Source organism: Rhizobium subbaraonis (genome assembly GCF_900220975.1).
GTDB classification, from domain to species: Bacteria; Pseudomonadota; Alphaproteobacteria; order Rhizobiales; family Rhizobiaceae; genus Mycoplana; species Mycoplana subbaraonis.
This window is the reverse complement of sequence record NZ_OBQD01000007.1, coordinates 131,347-149,862: the sequence shown is the minus strand read 5'-3', so window position 1 is coordinate 149,862 and position 18,516 is coordinate 131,347. Positions and strand designations below refer to the sequence as shown.

Annotated in this window: 16 protein-coding genes and 1 other RNA gene; 7 read left to right on the top strand and 10 right to left on the bottom strand. The window is 64.6% G+C overall.

Going from position 1 to position 18,516, the window contains the following annotated elements:
• Complete coding sequence (gene metF / locus CRO48_RS12465) at window positions 1–918, top strand: methylenetetrahydrofolate reductase [NAD(P)H] (RefSeq protein WP_097139698.1); 918 nt, start codon at window positions 1–3, stop codon at window positions 916–918.
• A gap of 426 nt (window positions 919–1,344) precedes the next feature.
• Here the strand turns inward: metF and CRO48_RS12460 are convergent, their stop codons facing one another.
• The 6 genes from CRO48_RS12460 to CRO48_RS12430 all read right to left on the bottom strand — a co-directional run bounded on the left by CRO48_RS12460 (window position 1,345) and on the right by CRO48_RS12430 (window position 8,378).
• Window positions 1,345–2,247 (bottom strand): DMT family transporter, encoded by a 903-nt coding sequence (locus tag CRO48_RS12460; protein ID WP_097139696.1) that lies wholly within the window; start codon window positions 2,245–2,247, stop codon window positions 1,345–1,347.
• Between the two features lie 1,043 nt (window positions 2,248–3,290).
• Window positions 3,291–4,514: a lytic murein transglycosylase gene (locus CRO48_RS12450; RefSeq protein WP_097139692.1), complete on the bottom strand. Its 1,224-nt coding sequence runs from the start codon at window positions 4,512–4,514 to the stop codon at window positions 3,291–3,293.
• A gap of 204 nt (window positions 4,515–4,718) precedes the next feature.
• Window positions 4,719–5,495, bottom strand: coding sequence for a glycoside hydrolase family 25 protein (locus tag CRO48_RS12445; RefSeq protein ID WP_097139690.1), 777 nt, complete (start codon window positions 5,493–5,495; stop codon window positions 4,719–4,721).
• 161 nt (window positions 5,496–5,656) lie between these two features.
• Window positions 5,657–6,316 carry an outer membrane protein gene (locus CRO48_RS12440; protein WP_097139688.1) on the bottom strand — a complete coding sequence of 220 codons (660 nt, stop codon included), beginning with the start codon at window positions 6,314–6,316 and terminating at the stop codon, window positions 5,657–5,659.
• A 133-nt stretch (window positions 6,317–6,449) separates the two neighbouring features.
• Window positions 6,450–7,130 carry a class I SAM-dependent methyltransferase gene (locus tag CRO48_RS12435; protein WP_097139686.1) on the bottom strand — a complete coding sequence of 227 codons (681 nt, stop codon included), beginning with the start codon at window positions 7,128–7,130 and terminating at the stop codon, window positions 6,450–6,452.
• Window positions 7,131–8,378: a DUF3419 family protein gene (locus CRO48_RS12430; RefSeq protein ID WP_097139684.1), complete on the bottom strand. Its 1,248-nt coding sequence runs from the start codon at window positions 8,376–8,378 to the stop codon at window positions 7,131–7,133.
• A gap of 230 nt (window positions 8,379–8,608) precedes the next feature.
• On the opposite strand from CRO48_RS12430, the gene CRO48_RS12425 reads away from it, so the two are divergent.
• On the top strand, window positions 8,609–9,952 hold the full coding sequence (locus CRO48_RS12425) for a serine hydrolase domain-containing protein (RefSeq protein ID WP_245423500.1): 1,344 nt from the start codon (window positions 8,609–8,611) through the stop codon (window positions 9,950–9,952).
• A gap of 3 nt (window positions 9,953–9,955) precedes the next feature.
• On the opposite strand, the gene CRO48_RS12420 is transcribed toward CRO48_RS12425, so the two are convergent.
• The 4 genes from CRO48_RS12420 to CRO48_RS12405 form a co-directional block, all read right to left on the bottom strand.
• On the bottom strand, window positions 9,956–10,879 hold the full coding sequence (locus CRO48_RS12420) for a lytic transglycosylase domain-containing protein (RefSeq protein ID WP_097139680.1): 924 nt from the start codon (window positions 10,877–10,879) through the stop codon (window positions 9,956–9,958).
• 134 nt (window positions 10,880–11,013) lie between these two features.
• The gene (locus CRO48_RS12415; protein WP_097139955.1) at window positions 11,014–11,649 is read right to left on the bottom strand and encodes a LysE family translocator; all 636 of its coding nucleotides are present in this window, start codon (window positions 11,647–11,649) and stop codon (window positions 11,014–11,016) included.
• An 84-nt stretch (window positions 11,650–11,733) separates the two neighbouring features.
• On the bottom strand, window positions 11,734–12,948 hold the full coding sequence (locus tag CRO48_RS12410; RefSeq protein WP_097139678.1) for a pyrophosphate--fructose-6-phosphate 1-phosphotransferase: 1,215 nt from the start codon (window positions 12,946–12,948) through the stop codon (window positions 11,734–11,736).
• 115 nt (window positions 12,949–13,063) lie between these two features.
• Window positions 13,064–13,963 carry a DMT family transporter gene (locus CRO48_RS12405; protein ID WP_097139676.1) on the bottom strand — a complete coding sequence of 300 codons (900 nt, stop codon included), beginning with the start codon at window positions 13,961–13,963 and terminating at the stop codon, window positions 13,064–13,066.
• A 225-nt stretch (window positions 13,964–14,188) separates the two neighbouring features.
• Here CRO48_RS12405 and CRO48_RS12400 point away from each other — a divergent pair, with 225 nt between their 5' ends.
• The 5 genes from CRO48_RS12400 to rnpB all read left to right on the top strand — a co-directional run bounded on the left by CRO48_RS12400 (window position 14,189) and on the right by rnpB (window position 18,393).
• Window positions 14,189–14,902, top strand: a complete 714-nt coding sequence (locus tag CRO48_RS12400; protein WP_097139953.1) for a J domain-containing protein — start codon at window positions 14,189–14,191, stop codon at window positions 14,900–14,902.
• Window positions 14,899–15,675 (top strand): N-acetylmuramoyl-L-alanine amidase, encoded by a 777-nt coding sequence (locus CRO48_RS12395; protein ID WP_097139673.1) that lies wholly within the window; start codon window positions 14,899–14,901, stop codon window positions 15,673–15,675. Before CRO48_RS12400 ends, CRO48_RS12395 begins: the two co-directional genes overlap by 4 nt.
• A gap of 307 nt (window positions 15,676–15,982) precedes the next feature.
• Window positions 15,983–16,507: a lytic transglycosylase domain-containing protein gene (locus tag CRO48_RS12390; RefSeq protein WP_097139671.1), complete on the top strand. Its 525-nt coding sequence runs from the start codon at window positions 15,983–15,985 to the stop codon at window positions 16,505–16,507.
• Window positions 16,508–16,707: 200 nt separating this feature from the next.
• Entirely contained in the window at window positions 16,708–17,901 is a 1,194-nt protein-coding gene (locus tag CRO48_RS12385; RefSeq protein ID WP_097139669.1) for an FAD-dependent oxidoreductase, read from the top strand.
• 94 nt (window positions 17,902–17,995) lie between these two features.
• An RNA gene (gene rnpB, locus CRO48_RS12380) (RNase P RNA component class A) lies at window positions 17,996–18,393 on the top strand.
• Window positions 18,394–18,516 lie beyond the last annotated feature (123 nt).

Sequence of the window (18,516 nt, the reverse complement as noted above, 5' to 3'; positions counted from 1 at the left end):
ATGACGATCGCCCACAGCCCAGCCCGGCGTCGCGCCCCGAAGCTGTCCTTCGAGTTCTTTCCTCCCCGCAGCGAAGAGGCCGACGCCCAGCTCTGGCAGACCGTCGATGCGCTTTCGGCCTATGCGCCGGATTTCGTTTCGGTCACCTATGGTGCCGGCGGCTCCACGCGCGGGCCGACGCTTTCGACGATCGGACGGATCATCCGGGACACCCCGCTGTCGGCGGCATCCCACCTGACCTGCGTCGGCGCGACCAGAGAAGAGGTCGATGCGGTGGTCGAGGAGTTCCGGCAGGTCGGCGTGACGCATTTCGTGGCGTTGCGCGGCGATCCCGCCGGCGGTATCGGCGAGGCCTACCAGCCGCACCCGGGCGGTTATGCCAATGCCGCCGAACTCGTTGCGGGCCTCCGCTCCATCGCTCCGTTCGAAATTTCCGTGTCGGCCTATCCGGAAAAGCATCCCGAAAGCCATGATGTGCCCGCCGATATCGACATGCTGAAGCGAAAGGTGGAGGCCGGCGCGACCCGGGCGCTGACGCAGTTCTTCTTCGACAACGATCTTTACGCCCGCTATCTGGAACGCGTACGCGCCGCCGGGATAGACATTCCGATCGTCCCGGGCATCCTGCCGGTGCACAATCTTTCCCAGGTGCAGAAGTTTGCCGGTCTGTGCGGTGCGAGCGTGCCGCAATGGCTGGCCGATCGCCTGGAGCCGCTGGCCGAAAGGCCGGAGGAGCGGGCAGCGGTCGCAGCCGAGCTCGCGGCCCGTCAGATCGAGGGGCTGATTGCGCTCGGCGTCGACGAATTCCACTTCTACACGATGAACCGGGCCGCGCTTGTCTCCGCGGTCCTCGATCGCCTCGGCTTCGAACAGCGTGATGCGAATTGTGCCGGGGCTGCAACCGGCGCTGCCGCCTGATTGAAAAAACGCATGACCCGGCGGGGCCATGCGTTTTCATGAACTATTGGTCTCTGCGTTTTGTCCTTCAGGACGACGCTGTCGTCAGATGAAAATCATGCTGGCGACGAAGAGGAACGCTGCACTGATCATCAGAACATTCAAGGAATGTGTGATACCCATCGGCTGACCTCCCTTGCGTTGCGGTTGGATAATAGGTTGGAAATTTCGCCTTTGAAAAGTTCTTTGTGTGTTGCATTGCGGCATCACAGGCTTCGCCACAGTTTTTCCACATGTCTAAATGTTTGATCTTAAAAGATATTTCGCGCCTGATCTGCATTCACGAAATTTTCACGTCGGTTAACGCCGGTGATCGCCGTTCCCGTTAAGCGACAGGACGAATCACCATCCCGGGCAGAACGTCCGTCCGTACCATTCGTTCCGGCGTCACCGCGCCTTCCGGCGGAAGACCCGCCCGTCGAGAATGACGAGGCCGGAGAGCACGAGGCCCATGCCAAGCGCGCCCGCAGGCGAGATCTGCTCGCCAAGGAAGAGCATGCCGGCAACGATCGCGCTCGGCGGAACCAGCAGGGTGACGAGGGACGTGTTGGTCGCCCCCGCTGTCGACATGATCCGGAAGAACAGGATGTAGGCATAGGCCGTGGAGACGAGCGCCAGCGCCAGGACCGCGAGCACGGTGCCGGCAGGCGGAAAAGGCAGCAGCCAGGGCCGGTCGACGACGGCGGCCAGCGGCAGCAGCACGATGCTCGACGCGGTCAGTTGCCCCGTCGCGGTCACGGCCGGCGCGATATCGCGGAAGCGCTTTCCATAGATGCCGGCAAAGCCGTAGGACATGGCGGCTGCAAGCGGCAGCAGCAGCGCCCAAAGCGGCGGTCCGCCGCTGTCGCCGGTAAAGGGCGCCAGCGCACGTGGGCCGACGAGCACGGCCGTGCCGACAAGGCCAACCAAGCAGCCGGCGATCTTGGCGGCCGTCATCTTCTCGTCCTCGGTCAGCCGGTTGGCTATGAGGATGGTGAAGATGGGCGTGGTCGCGTTCAGGATCGCGGCCAGCCCGGCGCCGATCTGCGTCTGGCCCGTGAAGATCAGGATGTGCGGGACGATGTTGTTGATCAACCCCATCACGAGGAAGGCGCGCCAGCGCTTCCGCAGGGTCGGATAGAGGCCGTGCCGGCCGGCGAGATAGAGGTGGAGGGCGGCCGCCGCGAGCCCGATCCGCAGCATCACCAGCGTGACGGGCGGAATATGCTGGACGGCGACGCGGGCAAAGAAGAACGAGCCACCCCAGATCATGCCCAGCAGAACCAGCATGCCCCAGGTCGCAGGCGTCATCACAAAATTGGGCTTTACTGCTACCGCCAAGACGTTTCCTCCCCAGGGCGCGACATGCGTTCCTGCCGGAAAGCGCCATGCCGGATGCGATCGGTGGTGCGATCGTTGCCGCAGGCCTAACGGCCCGCGCGCTCTCCCGCCACCCGATTCTGCATCTTTTCCGCTGCCGGCGGCCGGTTCAACGCTGCTGCGGGCGGTGGGCCGGAGCAGGCAGCGAATGCGGCAGGTTTTTTCGGCGCGGCAATCGCGACGAAGCGAGGGTTTGGGTGCTTCCGGATCAATACCGCCTGAATGGATCGCCGACGCTGCCCCAAACCGCAACGTCATCCTCGGCCTTGTGCCGAGGATCCGGTTCGTTTCGTCATGTCTTTGAAATCAGATACCTATTTCAATGTTTGCCGAACCAGCGTCATGCCGGACTTGATCCGGCATCCAGCGCGCGCAAGTCTTTGCGCGCTAAAGCATTTTCCGCACCGCAGACGCGGCGCTGCTAGACCCCGGATCAAGTCCGGGGTGACGGAGGAGAGGGGTCTGCTGCGATTCGCCGACGCGTTTCGGGTGCATCGGGGCTGGCCTATAGAGCAGCAGGCCGGCAACCTGCGGTCTCCCGCGCACCGCTCTTTCTCCCCCGTCATGCCGGACTTGATCCGGCATCCAGCGCGCGCAAGTCTTTGCGTGATAAAGCATTTTCCGCACCGCAGACGCGGCGCCACTAGACCCCTGATCAAGTCCGGGGTGACGGAGGAGAGGGGGCTGCTGCAGTTCGCCGACGCGTTTCGGGTGCACCCGTTCGGGGCTGGCCTATAGCGCAACAGGCGGGCAACCGACGGTCTCCCGCGCACCGCTCTTTCTCCCCCGTCATGCCGGACTTGATCCGGCATCCAGCGCGCGCAAGTCTTTGCGCGCTAAAAGCATTTTCCGCACCGCAGACGCGGCGCTGCTAGACCCCGGATCAAGTCCGGGGTGACGGAGGAGAGGGGGAGCGGCTAGCCGCAGGCCCGTGCCGGCCTTGCTGCCCTTGCCGACCGGCGACGTTTGCCCCCTTAGAGCGCGCCGAGCAGGCCGGGCGTTGCCCAACCGTCGGCGGGCATGCCGAGGCGAAGCTGTTCCTTCTGGATCGCAGCGCGCGTGCCCGAGCCGAGAATACCATCGATCTTGCCGACGTCGTGGCCGAGCTCGTTCAGGCGTGTCTGCAGTGCCTTCATGCCGGTGTCGTCCAGCCCCTGCTCGGGCTCGCCCTTCTGGTAGGGCGGAGCGCCAGCCAGCCGCGTGGCGAAGTACGCAGCCGACGTCGTGTAGATGAAGGACTGGTTCCACTCGAGATAGACGTTGAAGTTCGGGTAGGTGATGAAGGCGGGACCCTTGCGTCCCTGCGGCAGCACGAGGGAAGCGGCAAGTTCCGGGAAATTGGTGTTGCCGTCGCGCGGGGTGACGCCGAGCGCGAACCAGTCGCCCGCTGTCATGCCGGACTGGAGGCCGGTTTTCTCCCAGGGCAGTTCGTCCGGAACCGAAACTTCCTGGATCCAGGGCTGGCCCTTGCTGAAGCCGAGGTGCTGGATGAAGCGGGCGGCCGTGAGAATGGCATCGGCAGAACTCTGCTTGACGTTGACATGGCCGTCGCCATCCCCGTCGACGCCAAATGCGATGATGTCTTTCGGCAGCATCTGAACCTGCCCGATCTCGCCGGCCCAGGCGCCGGTGGTCGTTGCGGGATCGAGGTCCCCGTGCTGAACCATTTCGATGGCTGCGATCAGTTGCGGGCGGAAGAGTTCCGGCCGTCGGCAGTCATGCGAAAGGGTGACGAGCGCATTTCGCGTGTTGAAGTCGCCCTGCACCGCGCCGAAATCCGTCTCCATCGCCCAGAACGCGGCGATGACCGGTCCGGGAACGCCGTATTCCTGCTCGGCGCGAGTGAAGACATCCGAGAGGTCCTGCAGCTTCTTGCGTCCGATGTCGAGGCGCGACTGGCTGACGGTACGCTTGGAGAACTCGAGGAATGTCTGGCGGAATACGCCCTGGGCGCGGTCGCGCGACAGCACCTTCTGATCGATCGCCGCACCCGCAAGCGCCCTGTCGACTGCAGCTGCCGGAATGCCCTTTGCCAGCGCTTCATCCTTCACGCCCTGAAGAAAGACGGTGAGATCGCCGCCGCAGGCGACGGCCGGTGCAGCCTGCGGGGCGGCTGGCACTGCGGTCTGCTGGGCCAACGCCGTGCCCGAGAGAAAAAGCCCAAGAAGGGCGCCCAGCGGCAGGAAACGCGGTTGCATGGCGGGTAGATCCTTTCATTCGGTTGCCCCGGCTTCTCAGAATAATGAGACGGAAGCAAGAAGGAAAAAGCCGGCATTTCAGCGTCGGCCGATCAAATTCGCCGTGATACGGCCAATCCGGTCGCCCATTTTTGCGCAATCAGGGGGCGCGGAAAACATAACGCCGCCACTGGTCCGCCATCACGGGTACGGCAGGTGAGCCCGTCAGCGTGTGTTCTGTGCGAGCCAGGCCGACCAGTTCTTGCTGTTGCCGGCAAAGACGTTGATGTCCGTGCTGCCGTCGATGCCGGGAACGATGCCGGTGCTGGTATACTGCCAGAAGGTCCATTTGCGGCCGTAGACGTTTTCGGGATGGTCGGCGACGGCGCGCAGCCACAGGGGATAGTTGCCGAAGTGGCCGGCAATGTTTTCCCGGTGGAAGTCGACTGTCGTGTAGATGATCGGCCGCTTGCCATAGTGCGCTTCCAACCGGTCGAGGAAGCGCTGCATCTGGGCGCGCACCTCCGCCGGCGGCGGCCGCTTTCGGCAGGTGGGCGAAAGCGGGTTCCACTCCGCATCGAGGACGGGCGGAAGTTGCACCGCGGCCTTCGGCACGTTGCGGATGAACCAGTCGGCCTGTTCATCCGGCGTCGAGCAGAAATAGTAGAAGTGGTAGGGGGAGTGGGCGACGCCCGCCGCATTCGCGCCACGCCAGTATTCGTGGAAGCGCTGGTCGATCCGGTCCTTGCCCTCGGTGGCCTTGATAAATGCGAAGGAGACGCCCGACTTCTTGGCGGTCGGCCAGTCGACATCGCCGTTCCATTTGGAGATGTCGATGCCGTGCACTTCGTGCTTGTGCGGCGTACGATAGCCGAAATCCTGCGGGTCCTTGTCGCCGAAGCGCGGCTTCAGAGGCTCGGTGGAGACGAGATCGTAGTCGGTCGTGGAGCACGACGTCGCAAGGAGCGCGATTGGCAGCAATGCCAGAAGGAGCCGACGCATGACTGTCCCGGGTCTGAAAACGATGCGCGGATACTGCCCGACCCGCGGGATTCGGTAAAGAGGGGACGGCGTCGCGGTTGCGCCGCGAGCCCGAAAGGGCCGCGGCGCAACGAGAGCGACCAGAGCCGGCCTGGAGGTCCGCCGGCCGGCCGTCGCAGCAATCAGAATTTCCAGCCGACGCCGAGCATCAGCGAATTGCTGCTCAGGTCAGTGTCAACGCCGAGCAGGTCCTTGTTGCCGTAGTCGGTGTATCGGTATTCCGCCCGCCCGATCAGATTGTCGGTAAAGGCATGTTCGAGGCCAGCGCCGATTGTCCAGCCGTTGAAGGTCTTGCTTTCGCTATCCCCCGTGTCGCGGTCCCGAAGCTCGGCATTGGTGAAGGCATAGCCGCCGGTGCCGTAGATGAGGGTGCGGTCGATGGCGTAGCCGACACGGGCGCGCAGCGAGCCGCCCCAATCCGTCTGGAGGTCCATCGGGATGCCGCCGAGATCGAACTTGTCCTCGTTCCAGTCGTACTTGACGTCGCCTTCCACGCCGAGCACCCAAGGACCGGTCTGGTAGTTGTAGCCGGTGTAGCCGCCGAGCGCCCATCCATCGAGACCGGGGCTGGAAGAAAAGCCCGCGTCCTTCGTTTCCGCATCGGTCCAGCCGTAGCCGGTCATCGCGCCCACGTAGAAGCCGTTCCAGTCGTAGATGCCGGACACTTCCTCGATGACAGGTGCGACCGGAGGTTCTGTCGGCGCGAGGTCGGCCGCGCGTGCAGCACCGCCGGCCGTGGCGGCCGTCAAAAGCGCCGCAGCACCGATTGCGAATGATCTCATGATTGTCTTCCTTCTGCTTCGTTCGCGTCGATGCGACCCCGGAGGCATCGACACCCGGTATAACCCCTCAGCGCCCAAGAGGTTTCACAGAAAGGAGAGCAAAATCGGGCAGTGCTTGGCCGAAAAAACTGCGTCAGTCAGGCATTTTTGCAATTGCGAGCCAGGCGTAGCCGCCATACGGGGTCTCGGCTGCGACGTGTGCTCCCCGCCGCTCCGCCGCTGTCTGCAACACCTCGAAGAGGTCGGGACGCGGGGTGACGTGAAATCGCGTGAGCCACCCTTGCAGCAGGCGACGGAACGGGGCGGGCAACTGCTCCTGCTGTCCAAAGTCGACGATATGCAGCGAGCCGCCTGGGGCGAGGGCGTCGAACGCACGCTCGATCGCCTCCTGCCAGGCCGGGATCATCGACAACGCATAGGAGACGACGACGCGATCGAAGCCTGCCTGGCCGAAGTCGGTCGCCGTGAACGACGTGGCGTCGGCGACCGCAAGCTTCGGCCGCGCGCCGCCACGCCGGGTGAAGCGCTTTTCCGCCGTCTCCAGCATCTCGCGCGAGATGTCGAGGCCGAAGAACCACACGCCGGGATAGCGGTCCATCATGTGGCCGATGTTGCGTCCGGTACCGCAGCCGACCTCGAGGACCTTCTCGCCCGGCTGGACGTCGAGCCCGTCGAGCAGCCTGTCGCGACCGAAGAGGTAATACTTGCGCGTCAGGTCGTAGATGTGGCGCTGGTAGCGATACTGGCGATCCATCAGGCCGGCGTGATCGGTATCGACCGGCGGCGCGGGCAGGGGAAGCGAGGCGCGGGTCATTCAGGGCTTCTTCCGGTAGATGTGGAAGGCGCCATAGATCGCCGAGCGATCCCGCATGCCCAGCGCAGACGAGCGCTCGTGCTCGTAGTGCCAGAGATCGAGCAGGTTCTGGGAGACCTTGCCTTCGACGACGCTGGCTTCGGCGGCGGTGCGGAAGATCACCCGCGCCCCGGGGGTCGCGGTGCGGCTGATCTCGGTCCAAAGCGCATTGAGCTGGTCGTCGTTCATCCAGTCCTGCGCATCGAGCAGCACGAAACGGTCGACGGAGGCGGCGGACTTCGATGCAAGCAGCTCGGTGAAGCTCGCATGGTGGACGTCGACGCGCTCGGCATTGTCGCGGATTGCGGCGTAGTTTTCGCCAAGGAGGTAGTCCGGCATCCGTCCCTCGTATTTGGAGGGATAGCGGCGCGCGAAGGCCTGCCAGGCGAAGTAGTTGTCCTTAAGCGGGAAATGGCAGGCGAGCTTTTCCAGTCGCTGGCGCAGGACCGGCGCAAGCGAATTGTCGTCGCTGACGCTTGCTAGCTCGTCGAACTGCTGCGGCGGGATGCCGAGGCCGTAGAGCGAGGCCTTGCGCGAGGTGATCCAGCGGATCAGCGGACGGTCGAACAGGGGGGCGATGCGGGTGTCGAAGAACTGGCGCTGTTCGCGCATGGAGCCGCATTTGACGAAGTCCCGCGGGTCCAGCCCGTGCAGCCTGGCGACGATGTGGCCGAGCAGGATGAAGCGGCCGAGCAGACCGGTGCGGTAGATGTTGCGGTTGAAGACGTCGATGCGGCGACGGGCGGTCAGGTCGCGGCCATTCCAGTAGTCGCGGGTCTGCGCATCGAGCCGCGGCTCCAGGAAGAGCTGATAGGCTTCGCGGTTCGAACCCATGTTGTCGCCGCCGAGGAAGCGCACCACGTCGGCATGGGAGGGCATGTGGCGGAAGGCGGCGAGCTTCAGCCGGTTGAGCGCGATATGGTGCGGGTTGAGGTCGACGACGTCGATGCGCTCGGGGCGGCAGGCGAGATAGGCCAGCATGTTGCAGCCGCCGGAGCCGATCGTTACCAGGCGATGGCCGGGGGCCAGCTCCATGGCCTCGATGTCGATCGCGGGATCCTCCCAGATCTGGGGGTAGACGAGCCCGGAAAACAGCAGGCCGAACAGGCGTTCCGACAAGCCGTCGAGCGACAATGCCCGGTGCTGCAAGAGGGCTGACTTCAGTCTTTCGTTCTGTCCGTAACCGGCATTCCTGGCAAGTTCGCTCATGACTCGTCTCGTCCTGTGGGCCTTTTGCGGCAATAGCCGCCTCGCGCTACAGTTTGATGACTGTGGCTGTGCACGAGGAGCAGCCATGGGCGCGATGGCGGTGCAGGGAGGGCTATGTTCACCCTCCCGCGCGGAAGGGGCTTTTCTTGTGCGCCAATTCCTGATTGTCTCTTGGCGACAAGGGGAGACGCATGGGCCGAATTCGACGCATCGCCGCCAGAGTCCTGTATATGCTATTCATTTTCCTCGCGATCGTGGCCAGTTGGCTGATCGTTCGCCCACCCGAACTGCTAAGGGTCGGCTCGTCCTATGCGGCCAAGATCGTCTGTTCCAACGTCTTCCTCGCGGGGCGCGATGCCTCGGCCGTGCTTGATGTGGACGTGCAGGCGCCGGGCCATCCGCTGCTGCGCCTCATGCGGCAGTCGGTGGATCATGACGAGAAGACGGTGACGGCCTCCCTGCTTGGAATTTTCGCGCCGGGCTATGCGGCCTACCGGGAGGGTTTCGGCTGCGCGAGCGTGCCCGACGGCGATTTCGTCGCAGCCCATCAGGCGATCTCCGACGTCGAGCTGCCGAGCGTGTCGCAGCCGGTTCCCGACGCGCCCTGGCCGGTCGGCAACGCCGCGAGCGCCGACGCCCGTCTCGACGCCGTTCTCTCGGATCAGGCACTCCTCGGACCCGGCGTGCGCGGGGTGGTGGTCATCCATGGCGGGCGTCTGGTGGGCGAGCATTACGGCGAAGGCTTTTCGCCGGACACGCCCTTGCTTGGCTGGTCGGTGACGAAGACGGTCAATGCGGCACTGGTCGGCCGGTTGATGCAGGACGGCCGTCTTGCTCCGGACCAGCGCGGCCTTTTCGCCGAATGGAACGGTGATGCCCGCGCGAGAATTTCGATTGCCGATCTGCTGGCCATGCAGAGCGGCCTGGCCTTCAACGAGGAGTACGGCGAGGTCACCGACGTGACGCGGATGCTGTTCCTTGAGCCGAACATGTCGCGATTTGCCGCTTCCTTTCCCCTCGACGCCAATCCGGGCGAGAAGTTCCGCTATTCCAGCGGCACCGCCATGCTTCTCTCGCGCCTCTTCATGAATGCGCTCGGTGACCGCTGGCGGGCGCTGGCCTATCCGTCGACCGGGCTCTTCGCACCGCTCGGCATGAAGAGCGCCGTGCTGGAGACGGACGAGACGGGGATCTTCGTCGGCTCGTCCTACATGTACGCCACCGCCCGGGACTGGGCGCGCTTTGCGCAACTGCTTCTGAACGACGGCGTTTGGAACGGTACGCGGCTTTTGCCGGAGGGCTTTGTCCGCGCGATGGGCACCCCGTCCTCAGCCTCGGGTGGCGAGTACGGTCAGGCGCAGACCTGGATCGACGGGCCGGGACGCGAGCCGGATTCGAAATATGGGCTGCCGGAGGATACGTTCTGGATGCTCGGCCATGACGGCCAGTCGATCGCGGTCATTCCGTCGGCGAATATCGCCGTCGTCCGTCTCGGGCTGACGCCGTCGAAGCTCGGCTATCGACCGCAGGAACTGGTCAAGCGGGTCGTCGACGTTCTCGAAAGCAGAGATTGAGACCTACTTCAGGCCGGTCTCTTCGAGCAGGCCCTTGCGCTTTGCGGTGTAGTAATAGCCGCTGGCGTAGAGGCGCACCGCGCCGTCATGCTGGTTGTCTGCGACCATCAACGCGCCGCGCAGATATTTCGCGCCGTACTTCAGGTTGGTCTCCGCATCGAACAGGCCATCCGCCGTGCCGGTGTAGCCCATGCCCTTGGCAGTGTTGTAGCGGATCTGCATGAGGCCGTAATTGCCGGAATTATAGGCCTTGGGGTTATAGCGGCTTTCCCGCTTCACCACCCGGTGCAGCAGCGCTTCGGGGATCTCGTAGAGCGCGGCGTATTTGGCGATCAGCGGGTCGAGCGGCGTCCCGGGCCGTTCGAACTTCTGCGAGGCGGAGGCCATGACGGTGTCGCGCGGGGCAGATGTGAGGGCGGCGGTGCTGAAGGAGGGTTTCGCGATCGGGACGATCTGGTGGGATTCGACGAGCTGTTCCAGTCCCTCCGGCGCGCCGGTGTCGAAGCCGGGTTCCATGACGGCCGCTTCGAAGGATGCCGGCATGAACTTCGCCTGGGGCGCGCCCGGCACCGGAACCGTCGCGGCCGCGGCTTGCGGAGCTGCTTCACCCCGCGGGATCGGTGCTGCCTGCGGGGCGGCTGCGGCGATCGCCATCTCGGCGCTGGTGGCGCGCGTGGTCTCGACGACGGCCGACATTGTCTGCGGGGTGCCTGCCGCTACAGGTGCCGAGGGGTCCTGGATCGGTGCGGGGAGCGCGTAGGCGGTCATTTCCGTGCCCGGCTTTGCGAGCGGCATGACCGTCTGTACCGCGGCGATCTGTTCCGACGGGGTCTCGATCACGCTGGCGCATCCGCCGATTGCGAGAAGAGCCGTTGCGCAGCTCGCAGAGAGAACATGCCTGGTGCGGATCGGGAAACTATGCGTCATCAGTCGCTCTCGTGTTGCCTGAAGGGGCCGGAAACGCGTGTTTCCGACGCGGCTGCAAATCAACGGCGCTTCGACCGTGCTTCGTCCATTATCCTATCGTGCCTGCTCCGGCAACCCGTACCCCTCGCTCGCGGCTAGGCGGCGGCCCGCCGCAGCCCGGCCGTGAGCACGCCTGCGCCGATGAGAAGCGAGCCGCCGACACGGTTTACCGCACGCTGGACGGCCGGTTTGCGGATCGTTCCGCGCGCCGCAGACGCCATCAGCGCGTAGCTTGCGGCATTGGCCGTGGCAAGCACGAGGAAGGTGATCTCGAAGATCACCATCTGCGGAACGACAGGCCGCGAGAGGTCCAGGAACTGCGGCAGGAAGGCCACGAAGAAGACGATGCTCTTCGGGTTGAGCGCCGTCACCACATAGCAGTGGGCAAAGATGCGAAACGGCCTTTCCTGCCTTGCCGCGCCATCCTCCGAGCCGGCAAAGCCCGTCACCGGCGCACGCCAGAGCTTGATCCCAAGCCAGACCAGATAGGCCGCACCGACCCATTTGAGGACGGTGAAAATCGCAGCCGAGGTTGCGAGCAGGGCTCCGAGCCCCAGCATGGAGGCTGTCATGGCGGTGAAGTCGCCAAGGGCTACGCCGGCGACCGTCGCCGTCGTGGTCTGGCGGCCGTGGCCGAGCGCATAGGAGATGACCAGCAGAATGGTCGGGCCGGGGATCGCCAGCATGACGGCTGAGGCGGCGGCAAAGGCAAGCCAGTGATCGAACGACATGAAAAGCTCCCCGGAAACGTTCGTTTCGGGGAGCAAGCCACCGGCGCCGTGCGCCGTCAATAGCAATCCGTCAGACGCCCGGTATCAGACCGTGGCCTTCCATTTCTGGCCGATCGTGTCCATCACCTCGCCGAACCATTTCGCACCGGTGTCGAAGTGCTTGCCGCCCTTGATGCGCGGGAACTCGATCGTGCGCAGCTTGCCGTTCTGGCCCTCGTCGTGGCCGGTGACGCCGGAGACCTTGTTGAGCGCGCTCTCGACTGCGAGGTCAACCATGCTCTGGATCAAGCGCAGGTCGTCGCCGTTGGCGGGGGCGGAGCGGGCATAGTAGCCGGACTTCTGCACCATGGCACGCTCGGCGCCCAGCAGCGAGGCGAACTGCTTGGAGAACCAGTTGCCGACATTGATGGTGTCGATCTTCACATGGCCGAAGGCGTCGCGCTTGACCGTTTCGCCGGCGGCTTCGCGCTCGGCGACGATCGCATCTAGGCAGGCGCCTTCCGAGACGAACAGCGTCACGAAGCCGTTTTTCTCCATGACCTTGCGGAGGCGTTCGGCTTCCGCCTGCAGATCGAAGGCCAGTTCGGGAAGATAGAGGCCGTCGATGCTCTTCAGGGCCTTGTCCATCATCAGGCCGTCGACATACTCCTGGCCGGCGGTCTTCTGGATGTAGGCGCGAGCGGTCGCAGCCGTCAGCCAGCCGCAGTGACGCCCCATCACCTCGTGAACGACGAGCGTCTTCGGAGCGGCGCTCTGCTCGTTGGAAACGTTGTCGAAGAAGCCGGCGCCGACTTCGGCCGCCGTCCAGGCGCCGAGCGACTGGCGGATCGGCACGACGTCGTTGTCGACCGTCTTCGGTAGGCCGACGACGGTGAGATTGTAGCCGTTGGCGCCGAGATAGGCGGCGAGATCGGCCGCGGTCGTATTGGTGTCGTCGCCGCCGATCGTGTGAAGGACGGTGATGCCGTCAGCGGCGAGGCGCTCGGCTGCAACACGCAAGGGGTTTTCGCCTTCCTTGACGAGACCGCGCTTCACGCAGTCCGCAGCGTTCGTCAGCTTGACGCGGCTGTTGCCGATCGGCGAGCCGCCGTAGCGGTGCAGCAGGTGCGCCTTCTCGCGCATGTCCTTCGAGATCTCGATCCGGTCGGCCAGAAGCAGCCCCTGGTAGCCGGAGCGGTAGGCGACGAGTTCGATTTCCGGGGCGATGTCTGAATAGCGTTCGATCAGGCCGCCAACTGCGGACGAAAGGCAGGGTGCAAGGCCTCCTGCGGTGAGCATAGCGACTTTTTGTTTCGTCATATTACCTCCTCGCCGGCCCTTCCGGTCGGTCGGCGGATGTCTAACCCAGATTCCCCGACAGGGGAATCACGGTTCAACAATTATCCGCTATCGATGACGAATTGATGCGGAAGGTTCAGGCGCGTCCGGCCGCCGGGGCCGCGCGTCCGATCTTCGCCTTGCGCCCGAGCCAGACGACGAAGGCGACGGCGAGTGCAAAGCCGAGCGTCTCCGGCCCGATCGCCTCACCAAGCACAAGCGCCGAAATTGCGAGGGTGACGAATGTCTGGAAGAGCTGCACCTGTGCCACGCGCGCGATGCCGCCGAGCGCCAGCCCGGCGTTCCAGAAGATAAAGCCGCCAAACATCGACATCAGCCCGAGATAGAGCAGGGCGCCGTACTGCACCGGGCCCGGGGTATGTATGCCCGAGCCGGCGGCAAGAATGGTGCCGACCAGCGTTGCCGGCAGGCAGATGACGACCGCCCAGCCGATCACTTCCCAGCCCGGCATCACGCGCGCGAGCTTGGCGGAGAAGACGTAGGAGAGGGAGGCCGACATCGCCGCCAGAAGCAGCCAGAAGTCGCCGGCGCCCAGATGGAAGCCGCTTTCGCGCAAGGAAAAGGCGATGACGAGTGCCGCACCGGCCACGCCACACAGCCAGAACAGGGGGCCGGGACGTTCGCCATCGACGATTGCGGCGCAGACGGAGGTCAGAAGCGGCAGGATGCCGAGTACGATGCCACCGTGGCTTGCCGGTATCGTTTGCAGCGCGATCGAGGAGAAGATGGGGAAGCCGAAGACGGCGCAAATGCCGACGCCTGCCAGCGTCGGCAGGTGGGCACGCGGGAAGGGACGGCGAAGAAGCAAAAGGGCGGTGCCTGCGGCCGCAGCCGCGATGACCGCGCGGGCAAGGGTGATGAAGAGCGGTCCAAAGCCCTCGAGGGCAAGGCGGGTCATCGGCAGGGTGGCGCCGAAGATCGTCACGCCCAGAAGGCCAAGCAGCATGCCGGCGGCCTGATTCGACAGAACACGCACCGTTTGTTCTCCTCCAAATGCTTGCAGCGGTCGCCTTTTGCTCGCATTCGCGGCGGCGGGCGTCAAATTCAATGGGCTGGCCCTCTCATCAATTATTCGAATGCGTCCACTTGTTGAGGGCCATCAAAATTTCGTCATGCAGCATTTTGCGGGGTGGCTCGACTTGCTTTCGCCGCAGATGTCTGATCAAGATCACCTTATGTTCTCACCCATGGGCCGATCATGATGCCTTCCATCTGGGACCGACTTGTCAGCATGGTCGCTGCGGCTGCCAGCAACGCGCTTTCGAGCGTGGTAGAGGCCGTACGCACGCTTCTGGAAGGCGACCCGGAAACGCGGCGGCAGGTGGCGTTCTCGGTCGCCATGATCGCGCTGTCGGCGAAGATGGCCAAGGCGGACGGCGTCGTCACCGTCGCCGAAGTGGATGCGTTCCGCGACGTCTTCAAGTTCCCGGCGGACCAGGCGGCCAATGTCGCGCGCCTCTACAACCTCGCGCGTCAGGACGTCGCCGGCTACGAGGCCTATGCGGAGAAAATGGCGGCCCTGTGCGTGTCCTGCGAGAACAATTGCCCGATCCTCGAAGACATCATCGACGGCCTGTTCCACATCGCCAAGGCCGACGGCCTGATCCACGAGAAGGAAATGGCCTTCCTGTTGCGGGTCGCGGAAATCTTCGGCATGGCGGATGAGCGGTTCGAGCAGATCACCGCGCGTCACACGCACGTGGACGGGCGCGATCCCTACAAGGTGCTCGGCGTTTCCCCCGAGGACGATTTCCCGACGATCCGGAAGCGCTACCGCGTTCTCGCTTCCGAACATCATCCCGACAGGCTGATGGCGCGGGGCGTGCCGGCCGAGTTCCAGAGGATTGCCAATGACCGCATGGCTGTGCTCAATGCGGCCTATGCGGAAATCGAGAAAGAGCGCCTCGCGGCATGACCGCCTTCACAGCTGACTATCCTGGTGCGACGGTCACGCCGTCGCCGAACCATGGTGCGCGCGCGGACGGGCGCCGGCCCGACATGATCGTCCTGCACTATACGGGCATGCCGACCGCGGAGGGCGCGCTGGCCTGGCTTTGCGCAGAGCAGAGCGAGGTTTCCAGCCACTACTTCGTTCATGAGGACGGCCGCATCCTGCAACTCGTGCCGGAGTCCCGGCGCGCCTGGCACGCTGGCAAGAGCCACTGGAAGGGCGACACCGACATCAATTCGCGCTCGATCGGCATCGAGATCGTCAATGCCGGCCATCCCGGAGGACTGCCGGATTTTCCCGAAGCGCAGATCGCAGCGGTCGTCGAACTGTGTCGCAATTGCGGCGAAAGGTGGGGGATCGTGCCCGAAAGAGTCCTCGGACACAGCGATGTTGCCCCGATCCGCAAGGTCGATCCCGGAGAAAAGTTCCCCTGGGACCGGCTTTTTGCAAATGGTGTCGGGCACTGGGTTGAGCCTGCCGCCATCGCCGGTGGGCGGTTCTTCCAGCGAGGAGATGCGGGCGCACCCGTCGAAGCCCTGCAGGCGATGCTGTCGCTCTATGGCTATGCAACTGAAATTACCGGCCATTTCGACGAACGGACCGAAGGGGACGTCGCTGCATTCCAGCGTCATTTCCGTCCCGTGCGGGTCGACGGCATCGCCGATTTCTCGACGATCGACACGTTGCATCGGCTGTTGAAAAGCCTCCCGGATCGCGGCGGATCCGTTCAGGTTTGATCACGATATATTTCACTCGTTAACACAAGTTTAGTCGCTCGCCACATCCTGACCGGATTGGGGATGTCTTTTCCGCCCTGCCTCCGGTCCCGCCGGCGCAGGTTGCTCCCAAGAACCTCGCAGCGAAGACGGATCGAGGCGCCGGGCATTCGGCGGCGGCAGGTAGGGCCTCCTCCGCGACTGTCTGGGTCCGTGGCCGATGGCACGGGCCATTCCATGACGATTTATCCCTGCGCGGGGCGCCGGTCGATGGGCCGGCTCCTCAAGGCCAAGCCGTGCGCCTATATGACTGGAGACTTTGATACACATGAGGAATTCGATCGTGGCCGCAGGGGCGGCCTGCATCCTTGCACTTCTCGCACAGACCGTATCGGCCAATGCCGGACCCTTGAAGGAAACCACCGAAAGTCGCCCCCTGAAGACCGCAACGCGCACGTCCGGCTACCCGATGATGGGTGCGCCGACCGGCTACTCGACCCTGATCAAGACCTATGCCCGCCAGTACGGTGTGCCCGTCGACCTCGCCCACGCCATCGTCCGCGTGGAAAGCAATTTCAACCCCCGGGCGCGCGGTAGCGCCGGTGAAATCGGCCTGATGCAGATTAAGCCGGCGACGGCGCGGATGCTCGGCTACCGCGGCGGTGCCAAGGGTCTCTACGACCCGGAGACCAACATCAAGTGGGGGATGAAGTACCTGTCCATGGCGCACGAACTGGGCGGCGGCACGACCTGCGGCACGATCCTGAAATACAATGCCGGCCATGCCGCGAAGAGAATGAACCCCGTCTCCAAGCGCTACTGCGGCAAGGTGCAGAGCCTGCTCGAACTCTGATCTGCGCGTCGGCTGCTGCCACGCTTGCGAAACCGAACCCCGGAACCCTGCAAGGTCCGGGGTTCTTGCTTGTCTGCGGGCAACGGCTTTGCCGCGCTGCGCACGCATGACCTCAAGGGAGGAAAGGTCGGCGAGCCGGATAGGTTCCCTTTCCAGCGGCATTGTTTTAAGTCAGGACGGCAATCGAAGGGTGGAGATGCATGGTCGGCCAGTTCGAATTCGCCGTTGTTGGCAAGGGGATGATGGGAGCGGCGGCGACGAGGCACCTGGCTGCAGCCGGTGCGCGCGTCGCGCTGATCGGCCCGGACGAACCGCATGACCGAACGCGCCATGACGGGGTGTTTGCCAGCCACTACGACGAAGGCCGCATCACGCGCACGATCGATCCGGATGCGGACTGGGCGCTGCTCGCCAACAGATCGATCGCCCGATACCGCGAGATCGAGGCGGAGAGCGGCATCTCCTTCTTCACGGAGGCGGGGTGCCTGATCACCGGACCGCATCCGCGGGGCGGAGGAGGCTACCTCGACGCCGTGGTGGCTGCGCGCGAACGGCTTGGCGCCGATGCGCCGGTGCTGGACCGTGCGGCGGTGGCAGAGCGATTTTCCTGGTGTGCCGTTCCCGAGACGTCGGCGGGCGTGTTCGAACGCTTTGGTGCCGGCTACATCAATCCGCGGGCGCTGGTGGCAGCCGAGACCTCGTGCGCCGAAAGGCGCGGCGCCTCGCTTCGTCGTTCCGAGGTCGCTGCTATAAGTGAGACCGGGGAAGGCGTGGAGATCACCCTTCGCCATGGCGGGGTGGTCAATGCGAAGCGCGTGCTCGTGGCCGCCGGCGGCTTTACGATTGCACCGGGCCTGCTCCCCCGTGTCCTGGACCTGACCGTCAAGGCGCGGACCGTGCTCTTCGCGGAAGTGGCGGAGCACGATCTGGAGCGGTTCGCCGACATGCCGAGCTGGATCGACGAGAGCTGGCTGCCGGAGGAACACTTCTATCTGCTGCCGCCCATCCGCTACCCGGACGGCAAATTTTACATCAAGATCGGCGGAGACCCGAGCGATGTGGTGCTCGACACGGAGCGTGCGCTCCGGGACTGGTTCCGGACGGATGGGGGGAGCGCGGCTGCGGCGCATCTGCACCGGGTGCTTGCGCGCGCCATTCGCGGCTTTTCGCCGGTCTCCCTTTCCTCAGCCCCCTGCGTGACCACCTTCACGGCGCACGGCTATCCCTATGCCGGGTTCGTCGCGGGAGAGCGCATTGCCGTGCTGACCGGCGGCTGCGGTGCCGCGGCCAAGAGCTGCGACGAAATCGGCCGGATCGGGGCCGGGCTTTTGATGCGCGGGCATCTCGACGAGCCGGACTACCGGACCGATTTCGCCGTCCGGTTTCGCGCATAGCAAAGCGAGCGCGCCGCTATCGAATTTGGTGACGGCGGCCGGTTCGGCATATTTGCTCTGGTCATGGCGAATGGGTTTGTCTAAGGAACGCGGGCCAGTTGGCCGGGCAGCCGCCTTCCGCAAGCGCCGAAAGGCCGCGGGGGGAGGAAAGTCCGGGCTCCACGGAAACACGGTGCCGGATAACGTCCGGCGGGGGCGACCCCAGGGAAAGTGCCACAGAGAGCAGACCGCCTTCGCATGCGAGGGTAAGGGTGAAAGGGTGGGGTAAGAGCCCACCGCGGACATGGCGACATGGACGGCACGGCAAACCCCACCGGGAGCAAGACCGAATAGGGATGACGCGAGCGGCGCAAGCCGCTCAGCCCGTTTCCGGGCCGGTCATCCGGGTGGGTTGCACGAGGCCGGGCGCAAGTCCGGTCCCAGATGAATGGCTGCCACGTTCCGGTTTCGGCCGGAGCCATACAGAACCCGGCTTACAGGCCAACTGGCGTTTTCCTTCTTCCTTGTTTCGACGGGCGATTCGCCGTGCGCGACGCGCATCTGCCGTGCTCGGCCGAAGCATGCGCCGCTGTGCCGTTTTGACCGTGACGTCGCCTTTTTCCAGTCACCGCCTGT

Bases quoted from the DNA above. Each gene is read 5' to 3' on its own strand.
- CRO48_RS12415 (WP_097139955.1), bottom strand. From the start codon at position 11,649: ATGTCGTTCGATCACTGGCTTGCCTTTGCCGCCGCCTCAGCCGTCATG.
- CRO48_RS12420 (WP_097139680.1), bottom strand. From the start codon at position 10,879: ATGACGCATAGTTTCCCGATCCGCACCAGGCATGTTCTCTCTGCGAGC.
- CRO48_RS12410 (WP_097139678.1), bottom strand. From the start codon at position 12,948: ATGACGAAACAAAAAGTCGCTATGCTCACCGCAGGAGGCCTTGCACCC.
- CRO48_RS12425 (WP_245423500.1), top strand. From the start codon at position 8,609: ATGCTATTCATTTTCCTCGCGATCGTGGCCAGTTGGCTGATCGTTCGC.
- CRO48_RS12430 (WP_097139684.1), bottom strand. From the start codon at position 8,378: ATGAGCGAACTTGCCAGGAATGCCGGTTACGGACAGAACGAAAGACTG.
- CRO48_RS12390 (WP_097139671.1), top strand. From the start codon at position 15,983: ATGAGGAATTCGATCGTGGCCGCAGGGGCGGCCTGCATCCTTGCACTT.
- CRO48_RS12400 (WP_097139953.1), top strand. From the start codon at position 14,189: ATGCCTTCCATCTGGGACCGACTTGTCAGCATGGTCGCTGCGGCTGCC.
- CRO48_RS12435 (WP_097139686.1), bottom strand. From the start codon at position 7,130: ATGACCCGCGCCTCGCTTCCCCTGCCCGCGCCGCCGGTCGATACCGAT.
- CRO48_RS12395 (WP_097139673.1), top strand. From the start codon at position 14,899: ATGACCGCCTTCACAGCTGACTATCCTGGTGCGACGGTCACGCCGTCG.
- CRO48_RS12460 (WP_097139696.1), bottom strand. From the start codon at position 2,247: ATGACGCCTGCGACCTGGGGCATGCTGGTTCTGCTGGGCATGATCTGG.
- CRO48_RS12385 (WP_097139669.1), top strand. From the start codon at position 16,708: ATGGTCGGCCAGTTCGAATTCGCCGTTGTTGGCAAGGGGATGATGGGA.
- CRO48_RS12440 (WP_097139688.1), bottom strand. From the start codon at position 6,316: ATGAGATCATTCGCAATCGGTGCTGCGGCGCTTTTGACGGCCGCCACG.
- CRO48_RS12450 (WP_097139692.1), bottom strand. From the start codon at position 4,514: ATGCAACCGCGTTTCCTGCCGCTGGGCGCCCTTCTTGGGCTTTTTCTC.
- metF (WP_097139698.1), top strand. From the start codon at position 1: ATGACGATCGCCCACAGCCCAGCCCGGCGTCGCGCCCCGAAGCTGTCC.
- CRO48_RS12445 (WP_097139690.1), bottom strand. From the start codon at position 5,495: ATGCGTCGGCTCCTTCTGGCATTGCTGCCAATCGCGCTCCTTGCGACG.